The organism is Nocardioides sp. URHA0032 (assembly GCF_000620645.1).
GTDB lineage: Bacteria > Actinomycetota > Actinomycetes > Propionibacteriales > Nocardioidaceae > Nocardioides.
The window spans coordinates 354,810-372,718 of record NZ_JIAV01000018.1 but is presented as its reverse complement, the minus strand read 5'-3'; the positions used below and the strand labels follow the sequence as shown (position 1 = coordinate 372,718).

The following is a 17,909-nucleotide window of genomic DNA, read 5'->3' as shown; positions in this document are numbered from 1 at the left end:
TTTGTTGAGTGTTTGTGAGACAAGCTATGAAGGGCACATGGTGGATGCCTTGGCATCAAGAGCCGATGAAGGACGTAGGAGCCTGCGATAAGCCCTGGGGAGTTGGCAACCGAGCTGTGATCCGGGGGTGTCCGAATGGGGGAACCCAGCACGAGTCATGTCGTGTTACCCGCGCCTGAATGTATAGGGTGTGTGGAGGGAACGTGGGGAAGTGAAACATCTCAGTACCCACAGGAAGAGAAAACAATAGTGATTCCGAGAGTAGTGGCGAGCGAAATCGGAGGAGGCTAAACCTTATGCGTGTGATACCCGGCAGGGGTTGCGCATGGGGGGTTGTGGGACCATTCATACATGTCTGCCGGCGTGTGACAGAGTAAGAAATCGCGTGTGAAGTTGAAGTCCGCTGGAAAGTGGCGCCGTAGAGGGTGATAGCCCCGTAAGTGTAAGTGCGTGACTCTGGAGTGTGTTCCCAAGTAACACGGAACTCCTGAAATTCCGTGTGAATCTGGCGGGACCACCCGTTAAGCCTAAATACTCCTTGATGACCGATAGCGGACAAGTACCGTGAGGGAAAGGTGAAAAGTACCCCTGGCGGGGAGTGAAATAGTACCTGAAACCGTGTGCCTACAATCCGTCGGAGCCCGGCTGCCCACCGCTATGTTATGTGGGTGTTGGGGTGACGGCGTGCCTTTTGAAGAATGAGCCTGCGAGTTTGCGTTGTGTTGCGAGGTTAACCCGTGTGGGGGAGCCGTAGCGAAAGCGAGTCCGAAGAGGGCGTTTGAGTAGCACGATCAAGACCCGAAGCGGAGTGATCTATCCATGGGCAGGTTGAAGCGCGGGTAAGACCGCGTGGAGGACCGAACCCACTTAGGTTGAAAACTGAGGGGATGACCTGTGGATAGGGGTGAAAGGCCAATCAAACTCCGTGATAGCTGGTTCTCCCCGAAATGCATTTAGGTGCAGCGTTGCGTGTTTCTTGCCGGAGGTAGAGCACTGGATAGCCGATGGGCCCTACCAGGTTACTGACGTTAGCCAAACTCCGAATGCCGGTAAGTGAGAGCGCAGCAGTGAGACTGCGGGGGATAAGCTCCGTAGTCGAGAGGGAAACAGCCCAGACCATCAGCTAAGGCCCCTAAGCGGTGACTAAGTGGAAAAGGATGTGGAGTCGCAGTGACAACCAGGAGGTTGGCTTGGAAGCAGCCACCCTTGAAAGAGTGCGTAATAGCTCACTGGTCAAGTGATTCCGCGCCGACAATGTAGCGGGGCTCAAGTCATCCGCCGAAGCTATGGCATTCATGCGTCAACTCGGCCCACGGTTGTGGGTCCAGGTGTGTGGATGGGTAGGGGAGCGTCGTGTCGCGAGTGAAGCCTCGGAGTGATCCAGGGGTGGACGCGACACGAGTGAGAATGCAGGCATGAGTAGCGAATGCAATGTGAGAAACATTGCCGCCGAATGATCAAGGGTTCCAGGGTCAAGCTAATCTGCCCTGGGTAAGTCGGGACCTAAGGCGAGGCCGACAGGCGTAGTCGATGGACAACGGGTTGATATTCCCGTACCGGCAAAGTAGCGCCCATGACGAACCCGGTGATGCTAACCACCCGAAACTCATCGGACCGGACCCTTCGGGGCGAGGCCGGTGGGCGGAGCGTGGGACCCGATCTGGTAGTAGTCAAGCGATGGGGTGACGCAGGAAGGTAGCCCAACCGTGGCGATGGTTGTCCACGGGTAAGCAGGTAGGGGGCAGTCCAGGCAAATCCGGGCTGCTGTGTTCGATCACGACCCTGAGATGTGATGCCGAGCCCGTATGGGTGAAGTGGGTGATCCTATGCTGTCGAGAAAAACCTCTAGCGAGCTACGCGCCGCCCGTACCCCAAACCGACTCAGGTGATCAGGTAGAGAATACCAAGGCGATCGAGCGAACCATGGTTAAGGAACTCGGCAAAATGCCCCCGTAACTTCGGGAGAAGGGGGGCCGGATCCGTGAGCAGACTAGCTCTGCGAAGCGGTGATGGCCGCAGAGACCAGGCCCAAGCGACTGTTTACTAAAAACACAGGTCCGTGCGAAGTTGTAAGACGATGTATACGGACTGACTCCTGCCCGGTGCTGGAAGGTTAAGGGGACCTGTCAGATACCTTCGGGTATCGAAGCGGAGAACTTAAGCCCCAGTAAACGGCGGTGGTAACTATAACCATCCTAAGGTAGCGAAATTCCTTGTCGGGTAAGTTCCGACCTGCACGAATGGAGTAACGACTTGGGCGCTGTCTCAACCGTGGACTCGGCGAAATTGCACTACGAGTAAAGATGCTCGTTACGCGCGGCAGGACGGAAAGACCCCGGGACCTTTACTATAGTTTGGTATTGGTGTTTGGTTCGGCTTGTGTAGGATAGGTGGGAGACTGTGAAGCATTCACGCCAGTGAGTGTGGAGTCAACGTTGAAATACCACTCTGGTCGTACTAGATGTCTAACCTAGGACCATGATCTGGTTCAGGGACAGTGCCTGATGGGTAGTTTAACTGGGGCGGTTGCCTCCTAAAATGTAACGGAGGCGCTCAAAGGTTCCCTCAGCCTGGTTGGCAATCAGGTGTTGAGTGTAAGTGCACAAGGGAGCTTGACTGTGAGACAGACATGTCGAGCAGGGACGAAAGTCGGAACTAGTGATCCGGCGTCGGCATGTGGAAGCGACGTCGCTCAACGGATAAAAGGTACCCCGGGGATAACAGGCTGATCTTCCCCAAGAGTCCATATCGACGGGATGGTTTGGCACCTCGATGTCGGCTCGTCGCATCCTGGGGCTGGAGTAGGTCCCAAGGGTTGGGCTGTTCGCCCATTAAAGCGGCACGCGAGCTGGGTTTAGAACGTCGTGAGACAGTTCGGTCCCTATCCGCCGCGCGCGCAGGAAACTTGAGAAAGGCTGTCCCTAGTACGAGAGGACCGGGATGGACGAACCTCTGGTGTGCCAGTTGTCCCGCCAGGGGCACGGCTGGTTAGCTACGTTCGGAAGTGATAACCGCTGAATGCATCTAAGCGGGAAGCACGTTTCAAGATGAGGTTTCCCACCCCCTCGAGGGGGTAAGGCCCCCAGCAGAACACTGGGTTGATAGGCCGGAGGTGTACAGCAGCAATGCCCAGCCGACCGGTACTAATAGGCCGAGGGCTTGTCTTACAAACCCTCAACCAAGACAACACCTCGCTCGCGTCCACGATCCAGCAGATCCACCACAACAGAACAGTGGCTTTGGATGTGCGCCGGCCCGAAGGGTCGCGCTGCACTCCAACTAGAGTTACGGCGGCCATGGCGAAAGGGAAACACCCGGTCCCATCCCGAACCCGGAAGTTAAGCCTTTCAGCGCCGATGGTACTGCAACCGAGAGGTTGTGGGAGAGTAGGACGCCGCCGGACATTCTTTCCCGTAGGGGCCACCGTCAGGTGGCCCCTACGATGCATTTGGGGCCCCGTTCCCCAGTCCCACGACCCAGGAGATCACCGTCATGGCCGACCAACGTCGCCCCCAGCGTTCCACCGGCGGGTCCACCGGCAGCTCCGGCGGACGGGGCAAACCCCCCGCCCGCGGCGGCAAGCCGGACGGCAAGGGCCGGCCGGCAGCGGGCGGCAAGTCGTCGGTCCGCGCATCCGGGAAGTCGGAGTCCTTCGACAAGCCGCGCGGGAAGGCGCCCGCCGGCAAGCGGCCGGTCCGCAAGGGCGACTGGCGCAAGCCGGTCGACAAGCAGGCGACCCGGACGGCCGACCAGGCCGTCTACGACGGTCCGGACCTGCCCGCGGATATCACCGGCCAGGAGCTCGACCGGGCTGTCTCCGCCCAGCTCAAGGGCCTGCCGGAGAAGCTCGCGGCCCGGGTCGCCCGGCACCTGGCCGCGGCCGGGCTGCTGATCGACGAGGACCCCGAGACGGCGTACCAGCACACGCTGGCCGCGCGGGCGCGCGCCCCGCGCCTGGCCGTGGTCCGGGAGGCCACCGGCGAGGCGGCCTACGCCGCCGGTCACTACGCCGAGGCGCTCGCCGAGCTCAGGGCCGCCAAGCGGATGAACGGCGCGACGGCGTACCTGCCGATCATGGCCGACTGCCACCGGGCGCTCGGGAAGCCGCAGGACGCGCTCAAGCTGGCCAAGAGCCCCTCGGTCGCGAACTTCGCCCCCGAGGCGAAGGCCGAGATGACGATCGTCGAGGCCGGTGCGCGCCGGGACCTCGGCCAGTTGGACGCTGCCCTCCGCACGCTCGAGCTCGCCCCGCTGACCTCGAAGAGCCGCTCGTCGTGGGTCGTGCGGTTGCGCTACGCGTACGCCGACACCCTCGAGGCGGCCGGCCGCGACCAGGACGCGCTGGCCTGGTTCCACCGCACCCACGCGATCGACAGCGACCAGCTCACCGACGCCGACGTGCGGGCCGAAGCCCTGGAGAAGCGTCTCGGCTGAGGCTTGACGGGTCCCGCCGGGCGGGATTTACTGCGACGACAGTCCGCGAGGAGGACCTCGATGCTGCGTTTCTCGGGTGCCGGCGTCAGTGATGTGGGTCTGGCGCGCCCGGACAACGAGGACTCCGCGTTCGTCGGCCCCTACGTCGCGGTGGTCGCTGACGGGGTCGGGGGAGCGGCGGCCGGGGAGGTCGCCTCCGCGACGGCGACCTACGCCATGGCCGCGACCGCGCTCGCCAGGTTCGGTGAGGTGCCGGAGCTCGTCATCCGCGACGGCGCGGAGGCGGCCCGGGCGAGCGTGCAGCTCGGCGTCCAGACCGACCTGCGCCGTCTCGGGATGGCGACCACCCTGACCGTGCTCGTGTGCGACGGCGAACGAGTGGCGCTCGGGCACGTCGGCGACTCACGCGCCTACCTGTTCCGCGACGGCGAGCTGACGCAGCTCTCGCGCGACCACACCTACGTCCAGGGGTTGGTCGACAGCGGCCGGCTCGAGCCGGGCGCGGCGTGGCAGCACCCTTGGCGCAACGTCGTGCTCCGGTCCGTGGACGGCGATCCGCTGGACCCGGGCGTCGACCTGCTGCCCGTGCCCGTCCTCCCGGGGGACCGGCTGCTGCTGTGCAGCGACGGCCTGACCGACCTGGTGCCGGACGAGGTGGTCGCCGAGCTGCTCCGGACCCGGGATCCGCACTCGGCGGCCGCCGTGCTGGTGCAGGCAGCGCTGGCCGCCGGCGGCAAGGACAACGTCACCTGCCTGGTGCTCGACGTCGTGGACGGCCCGGAGGTCGTGGGCGACGGACAGCTGCTCGGCGCGGTACGTGAGATCGGCAACATCGTGGATCCCGCCGCGGTCCGGACCTGCTGAGGTGGGACACTGCCGGGCATGAGCAACGTGCGCCGTCCCGCCCTCGAGGGCACGATCGCGGTGCGCGACGCGCGACGGCTGAGCTTCGCCGAGTACGGCCCGCGCCGCGGGCCGGCGATCGTGTGGATGCACGGGACGCCCGGTGCGCGCCGACAGATCCCGCTCGAGGTGCGTGAGTACGCCGCGCGCCAGGGCGTGCGGATCATCGGCCTGGACCGACCCGGCATCGGCTCGTCGACGCCGTACCTCTACCCGGACGTCGTGGACTGGACCCACGACCTCGAGGTCGTGCTGGACACGCTCGCGATCGACACCGTCCGGCTGATCGGGCTCTCCGGCGGCGGGCCCTACGCGCTCGCGGCGGGTGCCGCGCTGCCCGACCGGGTGCACGGCGTGGGCGTCCTCGGCGGCGTCGCGCCGACCCAGGGCGACGACGCGATCGACGGCGGCATCATCCAGCTCGCGGTCCTGGTGGCCCCGCTCCTCGTCGCGGCCCGGGTGCCGCTCGGGGTGGCGCTGACCCAGGGCATCCGGCTGGTCCGCCCGCTCGCCGGCCCCGCGCTCGACCTGTACGCCGCCCTGCAGCCGCCCGGGGACAAGAACCTGCTGTCCCGGCCGGAGTTCAAGGCGATGTTCCTCGACGACCTGCTCAACGGCAGCCGGTTCCAGACCTCGGCCCCCATCAACGACCTGATCCTCTTCACCCGGCCCTGGGGCTTCGAGGCCGGCGACGTGCGCGTGCCCGTGCGGTGGTGGCACGGCGACGCCGACCACATCGTGCCGTTCCGCCACGGGCAGCACGTCGTCGACCGCCTCCCGGACGCCACGATGACGACGATCGACGGCGAGAGCCACCTCGGCGGACTCGGGATCGCCCAGGACGTCATCGAGACCCTGATGGACCTCGGTCCGCGACGCGCCACCGCCGTACCTCACTGATCACTGGTGTTCAGGGGCCACATGCGCCACAATGGTCGGCACAACTACATCGCTGTCACTTCGACTGCTCATCTCCGCTGAGACCGCTGGGGAAGGCGCATCTCGCGCCGGAGATGAAGGAGGTCACGGTGACCGCACGCACTGCCACCCGCACCGCGACGAGGGGCGTCCTGTACGTCCACTCAGCGCCGTCCGCGCTGTGCCCGCACATCGAGTGGGCCGTCAGCGGTGTCCTGGGCGTGCCCGTGAGCCTGGACTGGACCCCCCAGCCGGCGCAGTCGGGTGCCTACCGCGCCGAGCTCTCCTGGGCCGGTGACGTCGGGGCGGCCGCGGCCGTCGCCTCCGCGCTGCGCGGCTGGAACCACCTGCGCTTCGAGATCACCGAGGAGCCGACCGCCGGCTCCGAGGGCGCGCGCTACTCCTACACCCCCGAGCTCGGCGTCTTCCACGCCGTCACCGGCCTGCACGGCGACATCATGATCCCCGAGGACCGGCTCAAGGCCGCGGTGGTCAAGGCCGCGCTGGGTGACACCACCCTGCTGGTCGAGATCGACAAGCTCCTCGGCAAGCCGTGGGACGACGAGCTCGAGACGTTCCGGCACGCCGGCGAGGGCGCTCCGGTCCGCTGGCTGCACCAGGTCGTCTGAGCGGGAACTAGGGCCGGCGCAGCCGGAAGTACGACGGTTGGAACCACGCCGTGTGGTCGCCGGCGTCGTTGTACCAGGTCAGCTTCGCCCGGATCTTGAACCTGCCGGCGTACGTCGAGTAGCGGCAGAAGCGGAAGGTCGAGTGGGTCCGACGGGGGTCGGAGTCGGAGGAGAAGGTCCCCGAGGACACGGTGTCCCCGGTGCGGTCGTCCAGGAAGGTCTCCAGCGTCCAGTCGTCCGTCCGGACCTCGACGGCGTAGCGGTAGCGGTGGTTGTGGCAGCCCGCCCTCAGCACGCCGTCCTCGGCGCTGGTGTATCCCCGCTCGCTGCGGTCGCGCTGATGCCGACCGCCGTCCCCCTTCTGGCCGAGCAGCGGTCCGACCAGCCCCGAGACCGGGTCGGGCGGCGGATCTGCCGAAGCCGGGACGGCGGTCAGCACGCCGGCGGCGAGCGCGGCGCACCCGAGCACCATCCCCGAGCGTGTGACGGGCGTCATGCACCGTCCAACGCGGGACCCGTCCGCGCGGTTACGCCCGCCGGCGGTCAGAGCGGGATGTTGCCGTGCGCGCCGCGACGTACGCCGACGCTCTGGACCGCATCCTCGATGGCCCGGGCGATCGCGCCCCGGGTCGCGTCCGGCCGCACGATCTCGTCGACCACGCCGATCTCGACGGCCCTCTCCACGCCGCCGGCGATCCGCTCGTGCTCGGCCGCGAGCTCGGCCTCGACCTGGGGCCGGATGTCGGGAGCGACGTCGGCGAGCCGGCGCCGGTGGAGGATCCGGATGGCCGCCACCGGCCCCATCACCGCTACCTCCGCGCCCGGCCAGGCGAACACCTTCGTGGCGCCGAGCGAGCGGGCGTTCATCGCGATGTAGGCGCCGCCGTACGTCTTCCGGGTCACCAGCGTGACCCGCGGGACCACGCACTCGCCGAACGCGTGCAGCAGCTTCGCGCCGCGGCGCACGACGCCGTCCCACTCCTGGCCCACGCCGGGCAGGTAGCCGGGCACGTCGACCACGACGACGAGCGGCACGCCGAGCGCGTCGCACAGGCGCACGAACCTGCTGGCCTTCTCCGCGGAGAGGGAGTCCAGGCAGCCGCCGAGGCGGAGCGGGTTGTTGGCGACCACGCCGACGGTGCGGCCGCCGAGCCGGCCGAGGGCGGTGACGATGTTGGGCGCCCAGCGGGCGTGCAGCTCCTGGGTGGTGCCCTCGTCGAGGAGTGACTCGACGAGCGGGTGCACGTCGTACGCCCGCTTCTTGGACTCGGGGAGGAGCGCCTCGAGATCACGGTCCTCCACGGCGTCGACCTTCATGCTGCCCTGGGACCCGAGCAGCGACGCGACGCCGCGGGCGCGGTCCAGCGCCTCCCGCTCGGACTCGGTGAGGATGTGCACGACCCCGGAGCGGCGACCGTGCGGCTCGGGCCCGCCGAGCCGCAGCATGTCGACGTCCTCGCCGGTCACCGAGCGCACGACGTCCGGGCCGGTGACGAAGATCCGGCCCTCGGGCCCGAGGATGACGACGTCGGTGAGGGCGGGACCGTACGCCGCGCCGCCCGCCGCGGGTCCGAGCACGACCGAGATCTGCGGGATCTTGCCCGACGCCTGCGTCATCGCGTGGAAGATCCGGCCGACCGCGTGCAGCGAGAGGACGCCCTCGGCGAGCCGGGCGCCGCCGGAGTGCCAGAGCCCGATGATCGGGACCCCGTCGGTCATCGCGCGGTGGTACGCGTCGACGACGACCCGGCAGCCCAGGTCGCCCATCGCGCCGCCCATCACGGTCGCGTCGGAGCAGAAGGCCACGACGCGGGTGCCGTCGACCTGCCCGACGGCCGCGAGCATCCCCGAGTCGTCGTCGGGCGTGATCAGCTCGAGCGTGCCCTCGTCGAGCAGCGCGGCGAGCCGGTGGACGGGGTTGCGGGGGTCCTCCTCGCGGGGGAGCTTCGCGGGCTTCGCTTGCGTGGGTGCTGCAGTCACGGTCAGTGTCCTTCCGGGGTGGCTCAGACCGACCCGAAGGCGACCGCGACGTTCGCGCCGCCGAAGCCGAAGGAGTTGTTCAGGGCGGCGATGTCACCGAGCGGCAGGTCCCGGGCCTTGGTCGCGATGTCGAGCTCGACCTGGGGGTCCTGGTTGTCCAGGTTGATCGTCGGAGGAGCGATCCGGTGGTGCAGTGCCAGCACCGTGGCGACCGCCTCCAGCGCTCCCGCGCCGCCGAGCAGGTGGCCGGTCATCGACTTGGTGCTGGTGACCACGACCTCGGTCGCATGGGCGCCGAGCGTGGCGTGCAGCATCAGCCCCTCGGCGATGTCGCCCTGCGGCGTCGAGGTCGCGTGCGCGTTGACGTGCGCGATGTCGCTGGGGCTGATCTCGGCCTCCGCGAGCGCCCGCAGGATCGCCCGGGAGCCGCCGCGACCCTCGGGGTCCGGCTGCGCGATGTCGTGGGAGTCGGCGGTGATGCCGGCTCCCAGCACGGTCGCGTAGATCCGCGCCCCGCGAGCCTTCGCGTGCTCCTCCGTCTCCAGCACCAGCACACCGGCGCCCTCGCCGAGCACGAACCCGTCCCGGGCGAGGTCCCACGGCCGCGACACCGCCGTCGGGTCACCGCCGTCCGGCCCACTGGCGGTCTTGGAGAGCGCCATCATGTTCGCGAACGCGGCCATGGGGAGCGGGTGGATCGCCGCCTCGGTGCCGCCCGCGACCACGACGTCGGCCCGGCCGAGCCGGATCTGGTCGATGGCGTGGGCGATCGCCTCGTTGCCGGACGCGCACGCCGACACCGGCGTGATGACCGCCGCGCGCGCTCCGACGTACAGGCTGATCTGCGCCGCCGGCGCGTTCGGCATCAACATCGGCACGGCCAGGGGGGAGACCCGGCGCGGGCCCTTCGCCTTGAGCGTGTCGTAGTTGTCGAGGAGCGTGGTGACGCCGCCGATACCGGATGCCATCGCGACGCCGAGCCGGTCGTTGTCGAGCTCAGCGTCCACGAGCCCGGCGTCCGCCCAGGCCTCCATGGCGGCGACCATCGCGAACTGCGCGGACCGGTCGAGACGGCGGGCCTTGACCCGCTCGAGGACCTCGGTCGGCTCGACGGCGATCCGGCCGGCGATCCGGACCGGCATCTCCTCGGCCCAGTCGTCGGTCAGGTACCGGACGCCCGAGCGTCCGTTGACCAGGGCGTCCCAGGTGGTGGGAACGTCGCCGCCCACGGGAGAGGTGGTCCCGAGGCCGGTGACGACGACTCGCTTCGACATGGTGCTCCTTGTGTCTCGACAGGCCCGACGACGCGGTCGGCTCAGGCCTGGGCGCGCTCGATGAAGGCGACGGCGTCGCCCACGGTCTTGAGGTTCTTGACCTCGTCATCGGGGATGGAGACGCCGAACTTCTCCTCGGCCGCGACGACGACCTCGACCATGGACAGCGAGTCCACGTCCAGGTCGTCGACGAACGACTTGTCGAGCTGGACGTCGTCGGCGTCGATGCCGGCGACCTCGTTGACGATGTCAGCCAGGTCGGCGCGGATCTCCTCGGTGGTGGCCATCGGGCCCTTCCTTTCGGTTGTGTGAGCGAAATCGGGGTGTTTCAGGGGACGGTGACGACCTGCGCGGCGTACGCGAGTCCGGCACCGAAGGCGATCAGGAGGGCCGTGTCGCCGCTGCGCGCGTCGCCCTCCTCGATCATCCGGTCGAGGGCGAGCGGGATGGACGCCGCCGAGGTGTTGCCCTGCTCGGCGATGTCGCGCGCGATCCGCACCCGCTCGGGCAGCTTCATGGCGCGCGCCATGGCGTCGGTGATGCGCATGTTGGCCTGGTGCGGCACGAACACGTCGAGGTCGTCGATGGCGACGCCCGCGCGATCGAGTGCCTGCTGGCCGATCTTCGCCATCGCGAACGACGCCCAGCGGAAGACCGCGTTGCCCTGCATGACCAGGTGCGGCATCTGGGGGTTCTCGCTGGCGACGACGTCGCGCCAGTCCTCCTTCTGCCGGATCAGGTCGAACTGCTCGCCGTCGGAGCCCCACACGACCGGGCCGATGCCCGGGGTGTCGCTGGGGCCGACCACCGCCGCGCCCGCACCGTCGGCGAAGATGAACGCCGTGCCGCGGTCGCCGACGTCGGTGAGGTCGGAGAGGCGCTCGACGCCGATGACCAGCACGTGGCCCGCGCTGCCGCCGCGCACCATGTCCGCGGCGAGGGCGACGCCGTGGCAGAAGCCGGCGCAGGCGGCCGAGATGTCGAACGCCGCCGCCTGGTCGGTGCCGAGCTCGTGCGCGATCGCGGTCGCGATGGCCGGCGTCTGGTACATGTGCGTGACGGTCGCGACGATGACACAGTCGATCTGGCGGGCGTCGACCCGCGCCCGCTCCAGCGCGATCCGCGCGGCGTCGACCGACATCGACTGGACGGTCTCCTCGGGCGACGCCCAGCGCCGCTGGCGGATGCCGGAGCGCTGCTGGATCCACTCGTCGCTGGAGTCGATCGCCTCGACCACCTCGGCGTTCGGGATGATCCGCGACGGCCGGTAGGTGCCGATGCCGAGGATCGCCGCGTGCGACGCACCGGTCGTCTGGCGGATCGGGGCCATCACATTCCTCCCTCGGGGTGCAGCCGCAGCAGCGGCTGGCCGGGTGAGACCAGGTCACCGTCCTCGACCAGCCACTCCACGACCTGGCCGCCGTGCGGCGCGGTCACCGCGGTGCGGTCGCGCAGGCTGGCGACGTCGCCGATCGTCGTACCGGGTGAGAGGGCCCCGAGGTCGGCCGCCTCGGCCGACACGTGGAACGTGCCCTTAGCCGGGGACACGATCATCCGCCAGGTGGGGGAGGCGTCCATGTCCGACGCCTCGCCGTGCTTGGCGCAGAACGCCCGGGCGTCGTCCAGCTGGTCCGGGGTCTTGAGCGCGAAGGTCTCCACGCCCTTGAGGGCCCGCTTCGCGATGCCGGTGAGGGTGCCGGCCGGGGGCATCTCGAGGATGCCGGTCACGCCGAGGTCCTCCATCGTCTCCAGGCAGAGGTCCCAGCGGACCGGGCTTGCGATCTGGCCGACGATGCGGGCGAGCACGTCGCGACCGTCGTGGACGACCTGGCCGTCGCGGTTGGAGATCAGCCGGGTCCGCGGGTCGTGCACCGACACGGACCGGGCCAGGCCGGCGAGGTGGCCGACGGCGGGCTGCATGTGGTGGGTGTGGAAGGCGCCCGCGACGCTGAGCGGCATCAGCCGGGCCTTGGCCGGCGGGTCCTCGGCGAACGCCGCGAGCTGCTCGATGGTGCCCGCGGCGACGATCTGGCCGGGGCCGTTGTCGTTGGCGGGGGTGAGCCCGTGCTTGTCGAGGACGGCGAGGACCTCGTCGCGGTCACCGCCGAGGATCGCGGTCATGCCGGTGGGCGTGACGGCTGCGGCATCCGCCATCGCCCGCCCGCGCTCGCGGACCAGGACCATCGCCTGCTCGGCGGTGATCACGCGGGCACCGGCGGCCGCGGCGATCTCGCCGACGCTGTGGCCGGCGACCGCACCGATGTGCTGGAAGGCGTCGGCGGGGTGCGGGAACAGCTCCAGGGCGGCGACCAGGCCGGTGGCGACCAGCAGCGGCTGGGCGATCCGGGTGTCCCGGATGGCCTCGGCGTCCGCCTCGGTGCCGTAGTGGGCCAGGTCGAGGCCGGCCACGGTGGAGAGCCAGTCGAACCGGGACGCGAACGTCGGGTCCTCGAGCCAGGGCTGGAGGAATCCGGGGGACTGGGCGCCTTGGCCGGGAGCGACGATCACGAGCACGAGGTCAACTGTGCCGGGAGCGGGGCCTCCACCTCGCCTCGGGCGTGCACGAAAACCGCCGAGCGAACTTTGTAGGGTTCCTACAAAGTCCGGCCGGACTGGCGGCCGAGCACCAGGGCGATCTCCAGCGTGAACGCGTCCCGTGCGTCGGTGGCGGAGAAGCCGGTGAGCTCGGCGGACTGCCGGAGCCGGTAGCGGACCGTGTTCGGGTGCACGAACAGCGCGCGGGCGGTCGCCTCGATCGAGGAGCCGTGCTCGAAGTACGCCGAGATCGTCTCGATCAGCGTGCCACGGGCGTGCAGGAGGGGGAGGTACACCTCGTCGATGAGGTGTCGGCGGGCGTGCCCGTCGCCGGCCAGCGCGCGCTCGGGCAGCAGGTCGGTGCTGCGCACCGGGCGGGGCGCCTGCGGCCAGCCCGGCGCGGCGCGCAGGGCGGAGAGCGCGGCCCGCGCCGAGACGTGGGCCTGTCCGAGGTCCGCGGCGACCGGGCCCACCACCACCGGGCCGTCGCCGAACAGCGCGGTGACGGTCTCGGCGGCGGCCCGCGGGTCGGTGACGCCGCCGAGCACGACGACGAGCCGGTCGCCCTGCACCGCGCACAGCGCGTCCATGCCCGCCGACCGTGCGGATCGGCGTACCTCCTCGAAGGTCGTCGACTCGCTGCGGTCGGCCGGCACCGGGCCGAGCACGACCGCGACCTCGCCGCGGCCCGCCCAGCCGAGGGCGCTCGCCCGGGACAGCAGGGTCTCGTCGGGCTCGGAGCGGAGCACGGCGTCGACGACCAGCGCCTCGAGACGGGCGTCCCAGGCGCCGCGCTGCTCGGCGGCCCGGGCGTAGACCTGGGCGGTCGCGAACGCGACCTCGCGGGCGTAGCGCAGCACCGCAGCCCGGACGTCGGCCGCGTCGGACGGCTCGAGCAGGGTGTCGACGTTCGACTCGACGACCTCGATGGAGAGCCGGACCAGGTCGACGGTCTGCTGGAGGTTGATGACGCCCGCGAGCGCGCGCGGTGCGACCCCGAAGACCGACGCGACCATCTCGGTCCCACCGGGGGCGGGCTGGTCGCCCTCGCGGTACCAGTCGACGAAGCCGCGGATGCCGGCCTGCACGATCACGCCGACCCACGACCGGTCCTCGGCGCTCAGGTCGCGGAACCACGGCATGTCCTGGTCCATGCGCGCCATCGCGGCGGTGCTGAGCGCTCCCGTCGCCCGTTGCAGGGCGTCGGCCGCTCGCTGCGGGGCGGCGGCCTGGCCTGGAGTCACCCTCGGAGGCTAGTGGAACGGTCCGAGCGCGTAAAACCCCGGTAAATCAAGGGATTCCGGCGCCCGTGCCGTGGGTACGTCTGGTTGAATCCACTTCGACGGCCCGCCGGGCTGTTCCATCCTGGGGAGGCTCGGTGTCAGACCGATCGGATGTCCAGTTCGTGACGATCCACGGACATCGCCGCGCCTTCGTCCGGGCCGGGTCGGGGCCGGCGGTGCTGCTGCTGCACGGTCTCGGGTGCGACCACACGACCTGGGAGTCGGTGATCGAGACCCTCGCGCGCCGGTACACGGTGATCGCGCCCGACCTGCTGGGCCACGGACAGAGCGACAAGCCGCGCGCCGACTACACGCTCGGCGGCTTCGCCAACGGCATGCGCGACCTGCTGACGGTGCTCGGGATCGACAAGGCGACGGTGATCGGGCACAGCTTCGGCGGCGGGGTCGCCATGCAGTTCGCCTACCAGTTCCCCGAGCGGACCGAGCGGCTGATGCTGGTCGCCTCCGGTGGCCTCGGTCCCGACGTGTCGCCCGCGATCCGCGCGATCAGCACGCCCGGGTTCCGCCAGGTGATGAGCGTGCTGACGCTGCCGGGCATCCGCCACGCCGGCAAGGCCGGCCTGCGGGCCCTGTCCGCGACCGGGCTCTCGCTGACCCGCGACCTCGACGAGGTCGCCGAGATCTACGACACGTTCCGCGACCCGCAGGCGCGGCACGCCGTGCGTCACGTGGTCCGGGCGGTCGTCGACTGGCAGGGCCAGATCGTCACCATGGCGGACCGGGCCTACCTCACCGAGGCGATGCCGATGTGGGTGGTGTGGGGTCGCAACGACCGGGTCATCCCGGTGCGCCACGCGAACGCGGCCGCCCAGCTCGCCCCGAACGCCCGCGTCGAGGTGATCCCGGACTCCGGCCACTTCCCGCACAAGGACCACCCGCAGCGGTTCGCGCGGATCGTCAACGACTTCATCCGCACGACCGAGCCCGCGTCGTACTCGCGGGCCCGGTTCCGCCGGCTGCTGCGCAACGGCGCGGCACCGGTCAGGCTGCACGCCGTGTCCGAGCCGGCCTGACGTTGTCGGGTGTCGCACCCGACAACGTCAGCAACCGGCTGGGACGTCAGGCGTCGCCGCCCTCCTGCTTGACCCCGGACACGGCGGTCGGGTCGTCGATGCGGTACTTCGCGAACGCCTCCTCGACCTTCGACCGCTCGATCTCGCCGGCGTCGGCCAGCGCCTGCAGGGTCTGCACGACGACCGACTGGGCGTCGATGTGGAAGAACCGGCGGGCCGCCGGACGGGTGTCGGCGAACCCGAAGCCATCGGCGCCGAGCACCCGGTAGTCGGCCGGGACCCACCGCGCGATCTGCAGGGGTACGGCGCGCATGTAGTCGGAGACCGCCACGACCGGACCTGACGTGCCGCCCAGCTTGTCCGAGACGTACGCCGTGCGCGGCGACTCGCCCGGGTGGAGCAGGTTCCACTCCTCGGCGGCGACCGCGTCGCGCGCGAGCTCGTTCCACGAGGTGACCGACCAGGTGTCGGCGCGGACGCCCCACTCCTCGGCCAGGATCTCCTGGGCCTCCTTGATCCACGGGAAGGCGACGCCCGAGGCCAGTAGCTGGGCGCGTGGGCCCTCGCCGTCGGCGGCCGAGACGTGGTGGATGCCCTTGAGGATGCCCTCGGCGTCGACCCCGTCCGGCTCGGCCGGCTGGGCCACCGGCTCGTTGTAGACGGTGAGGTAGAAGATGACGTCCTCGCCCTGGCCGTTGGGGCCGCCCTCGCCGTACATCCGCTCCAGGCCGGACTTCATGATGTGGCTGATCTCGTAGGCGAACGCCGGGTCGTAGTGCACGACCGCGGGGTTGGTCGCCGCGAGCAGCGGCGAGTGGCCGTCGGCGTGCTGCAGCCCCTCGCCGGTCAGCGTCGTGCGACCGGCGGTCGCGCCGATCAGGAAGCCGCGCGCGAGCTGGTCGGCCATCGCCCAGATGGAGTCGCCGGTGCGCTGGAACCCGAACATCGAGTAGAAGATGAAGAACGGGATCATGTGCTCGCCGTGGGTCGAGTACGCCGAGCCCGCGGCGGTCGCCGAAGCCATGCCACCGGCCTCGGAGATGCCCTCGTGGAGCATCTGGCCCTGCGCCGACTCCTTGTAGGAGAGCAACAACTTCCGGTCGACCGACTCGTACTGCTGGCCGCCCGGGTTGTAGACCTTCGCGCTCGGGAACATCGAGTCCATGCCGAAGGTCCGGTACTCGTCCGGGGCGATCGGGACGATCCGCTTGCCGATCTCCGGGTCCTTCATCCAGTCCTTGAGGAGCCGGACGAGGGCCATGGTGGTGGCGATCTTGTGCTTGCCGCCGCCCTGCTTGAGCTCGGCGTACATCTCGTCGCCCGGCAGCGTGAGCGTCTTGGCGCGCAGCACCCGCCTCGGCAGCGAGCCGCCGAGCGACCGGCGGCGCTCCATCATGTACTCGATCTCGGGGGAGTCCTTGCCCGGGTGGAAGAACGGCGCCGCGCCGGTCTCCTCGTAGGCGCGCTCGAGGTCGCGGTCGGAGATCGGGAGGTAGAGGCGGTCCCGGAACTTCTTCAGGTCGTCCGGGGTCAGCTTCTTCATCTGGTGCGTGGCGTTCTTGCCCTCGAGGGCGTCGATCGTCCAGCCCTTGATCGTCTTGGCGAGGATCACGGTCGGCTGGCCGACGTGCTGGGTGGCCGAGTCGAAGGCGGCGTACACCTTGCGATAGTCGTGGCCGCCGCGCGGCAGCTTCACGATCTGCTGGTCGGTCATGTGCTCGACCATCTTGCGCAGGCGCGGGTCGGCGCCGAAGAAGTGCTCGCGGACGTACGCGCCGTCCTCGGTGGAGTAGGTCTGGAACTGGCCGTCCGGCGTCGTGTTCATCCGGTTGACCAGCACGCCGTCGACGTCGCGGGCCAGCAGCGGGTCCCACTCACGACCCCACACGACCTTGATGACGTTCCAGCCGGCGCCGCGGAAGTTCGCCTCGAGCTCCTGGATGATCTTGCCGTTGCCGGTGACCGGGCCGTCGAGCTGCTGGAGGTTGCAGTTCACGACCCAGACCAGGTTGTCGAGCTCCTCGCGCGCCGCGATCCGGATCGCGCCGAGCGACTCCGGCTCGGCCATCTCCCCGTCGCCGAGGAACGCCCAGACGCGCTGCTGGTCGGTGTCCTTGATGCCGCGGTTGTGGAGGTAGCGGTTGAACCGGGCCTGGTAGATCGAGTTCAGGGCGGTCAGGCCCATCGAGACCGTCGGGAACTCCCAGAAGTCGGGCATCAGCCGGGGGTGGGGGTACGACGAGAGGCCGGCGTGCGGGCCGTGCTGCACCTCCTGGCGGAACCGGTACAGCTGCTCCTCGTTGAGCCGGCCCTCGAGGAACGCCCGGGCGTAGATGCCGGGGGAGGCGTGGCCCTGGAAGTAGACCTGGTCGCCGCCGCCGGGGTGGTCCTTGCCGCGGAAGAAGTGGTTGAAGCCGACCTCGTACAGGCTGGCGGAGGACTGGTACGTCGCGATGTGGCCGCCGACCTCGAGGCCCTTGCGGTTCGCGGACGACACCATCACGGCGGCGTTCCAGCGGATGAACGCGCGGATCCGGCGCTCGGTCTCCTCGTCGCCGGGGAACCACGGCTCCCGCTCCGGGGGGATGGTGTTGATGTAGTCGGTGCTCCGCAGCGCGGGGACGCCGACGTTCGCCTGCCGGGCGCGCTCCAGCAGCCGGAGCATCACGTAGCGCGCGCGCTCGCGGCCGCGCTCGTCGACGAGGGAGTCGAAGGAGTCGAGCCAGTCGTGGGTCTCGTCCGGGTCGATGTCGGGCAGCTGGGTGGGCAGGCCTTCGTGGATGACGGTCGCGGTAGCGCCGTTCCGCTTCTTGTCCGTACCCGAATCGGTGCCAGTGGTGGATGCAGCGTCTTCGGTCACCCCGCCATCGTCGCACGCACCCTGTGAGCGTGAAATCGGCCGGTCGCCTTACTGGGCGG

At 69.3% G+C, this 17,909-nt stretch carries 13 protein-coding genes and 2 rRNA genes; 7 read left to right on the top strand and 8 right to left on the bottom strand.

Features of this window, described 5'->3' with window-relative positions:
• Positions 1–17 precede the first annotated feature (17 nt).
• From N538_RS0108670 to N538_RS0108645, 6 genes are all read left to right on the top strand, one after another.
• Positions 18–3,167 (top strand): 23S ribosomal RNA (locus N538_RS0108670).
• Between the two features lie 119 nt (positions 3,168–3,286).
• Positions 3,287–3,403: ribosomal RNA gene (gene rrf, locus N538_RS0108665) — 5S ribosomal RNA — on the top strand.
• Positions 3,404–3,492: 89 nt separating this feature from the next.
• On the top strand, positions 3,493–4,434 hold the full coding sequence (locus N538_RS0108660; protein ID WP_028636985.1) for a hypothetical protein: 942 nt from the start codon (positions 3,493–3,495) through the stop codon (positions 4,432–4,434).
• 60 nt (positions 4,435–4,494) lie between these two features.
• Positions 4,495–5,298 (top strand): PP2C family protein-serine/threonine phosphatase, encoded by an 804-nt coding sequence (locus N538_RS24470; RefSeq protein ID WP_081790368.1) that lies wholly within the window; start codon positions 4,495–4,497, stop codon positions 5,296–5,298.
• Positions 5,299–5,316: 18 nt separating this feature from the next.
• Positions 5,317–6,237, top strand: coding sequence for an alpha/beta fold hydrolase (locus N538_RS0108650; protein WP_028636984.1), 921 nt, complete (start codon positions 5,317–5,319; stop codon positions 6,235–6,237).
• A 113-nt stretch (positions 6,238–6,350) separates the two neighbouring features.
• On the top strand, positions 6,351–6,884 hold the full coding sequence (locus N538_RS0108645) for a DUF3145 domain-containing protein (protein WP_051549008.1): 534 nt from the start codon (positions 6,351–6,353) through the stop codon (positions 6,882–6,884).
• 7 nt (positions 6,885–6,891) lie between these two features.
• On the opposite strand, the gene N538_RS0108640 is transcribed toward N538_RS0108645, so the two are convergent.
• The 7 genes from N538_RS0108640 to N538_RS0108610 all read right to left on the bottom strand — a co-directional run bounded on the left by N538_RS0108640 (position 6,892) and on the right by N538_RS0108610 (position 13,917).
• Entirely contained in the window at positions 6,892–7,380 is a 489-nt protein-coding gene (locus N538_RS0108640; protein ID WP_155992019.1) for a hypothetical protein, read from the bottom strand.
• Between the two features lie 47 nt (positions 7,381–7,427).
• Complete coding sequence (locus tag N538_RS0108635; protein ID WP_028636981.1) at positions 7,428–8,864, bottom strand: acyl-CoA carboxylase subunit beta; 1,437 nt, start codon at positions 8,862–8,864, stop codon at positions 7,428–7,430.
• 23 nt (positions 8,865–8,887) lie between these two features.
• Complete coding sequence (gene fabF / locus N538_RS0108630) at positions 8,888–10,138, bottom strand: beta-ketoacyl-ACP synthase II (protein WP_028636980.1); 1,251 nt, start codon at positions 10,136–10,138, stop codon at positions 8,888–8,890.
• Between the two features lie 41 nt (positions 10,139–10,179).
• Positions 10,180–10,425 (bottom strand): acyl carrier protein, encoded by a 246-nt coding sequence (locus N538_RS0108625; RefSeq protein WP_011755445.1) that lies wholly within the window; start codon positions 10,423–10,425, stop codon positions 10,180–10,182.
• Positions 10,426–10,466: 41 nt separating this feature from the next.
• Entirely contained in the window at positions 10,467–11,468 is a 1,002-nt protein-coding gene (locus N538_RS0108620) for a beta-ketoacyl-ACP synthase III (protein WP_028636979.1), read from the bottom strand.
• Positions 11,468–12,652 (bottom strand): acyltransferase domain-containing protein, encoded by a 1,185-nt coding sequence (locus N538_RS0108615; RefSeq protein WP_028636978.1) that lies wholly within the window; start codon positions 12,650–12,652, stop codon positions 11,468–11,470. Before N538_RS0108615 ends, N538_RS0108620 begins: the two co-directional genes overlap by 1 nt.
• Before the next feature lie 80 nt (positions 12,653–12,732).
• Positions 12,733–13,917, bottom strand: coding sequence for a PucR family transcriptional regulator (locus tag N538_RS0108610; RefSeq protein ID WP_028636977.1), 1,185 nt, complete (start codon positions 13,915–13,917; stop codon positions 12,733–12,735).
• A gap of 161 nt (positions 13,918–14,078) precedes the next feature.
• On the opposite strand from N538_RS0108610, the gene N538_RS24465 reads away from it, so the two are divergent.
• Positions 14,079–14,990, top strand: a complete 912-nt coding sequence (locus tag N538_RS24465) for an alpha/beta fold hydrolase (protein ID WP_231496167.1) — start codon at positions 14,079–14,081, stop codon at positions 14,988–14,990.
• Positions 14,991–15,036: 46 nt separating this feature from the next.
• Here N538_RS24465 and aceE read toward each other — a convergent pair whose 3' ends face one another.
• Positions 15,037–17,772: a pyruvate dehydrogenase (acetyl-transferring), homodimeric type gene (gene aceE / locus N538_RS0108600; protein ID WP_036569949.1), complete on the bottom strand. Its 2,736-nt coding sequence runs from the start codon at positions 17,770–17,772 to the stop codon at positions 15,037–15,039.
• Between the last annotated feature and the right edge of the window lie 137 nt (positions 17,773–17,909).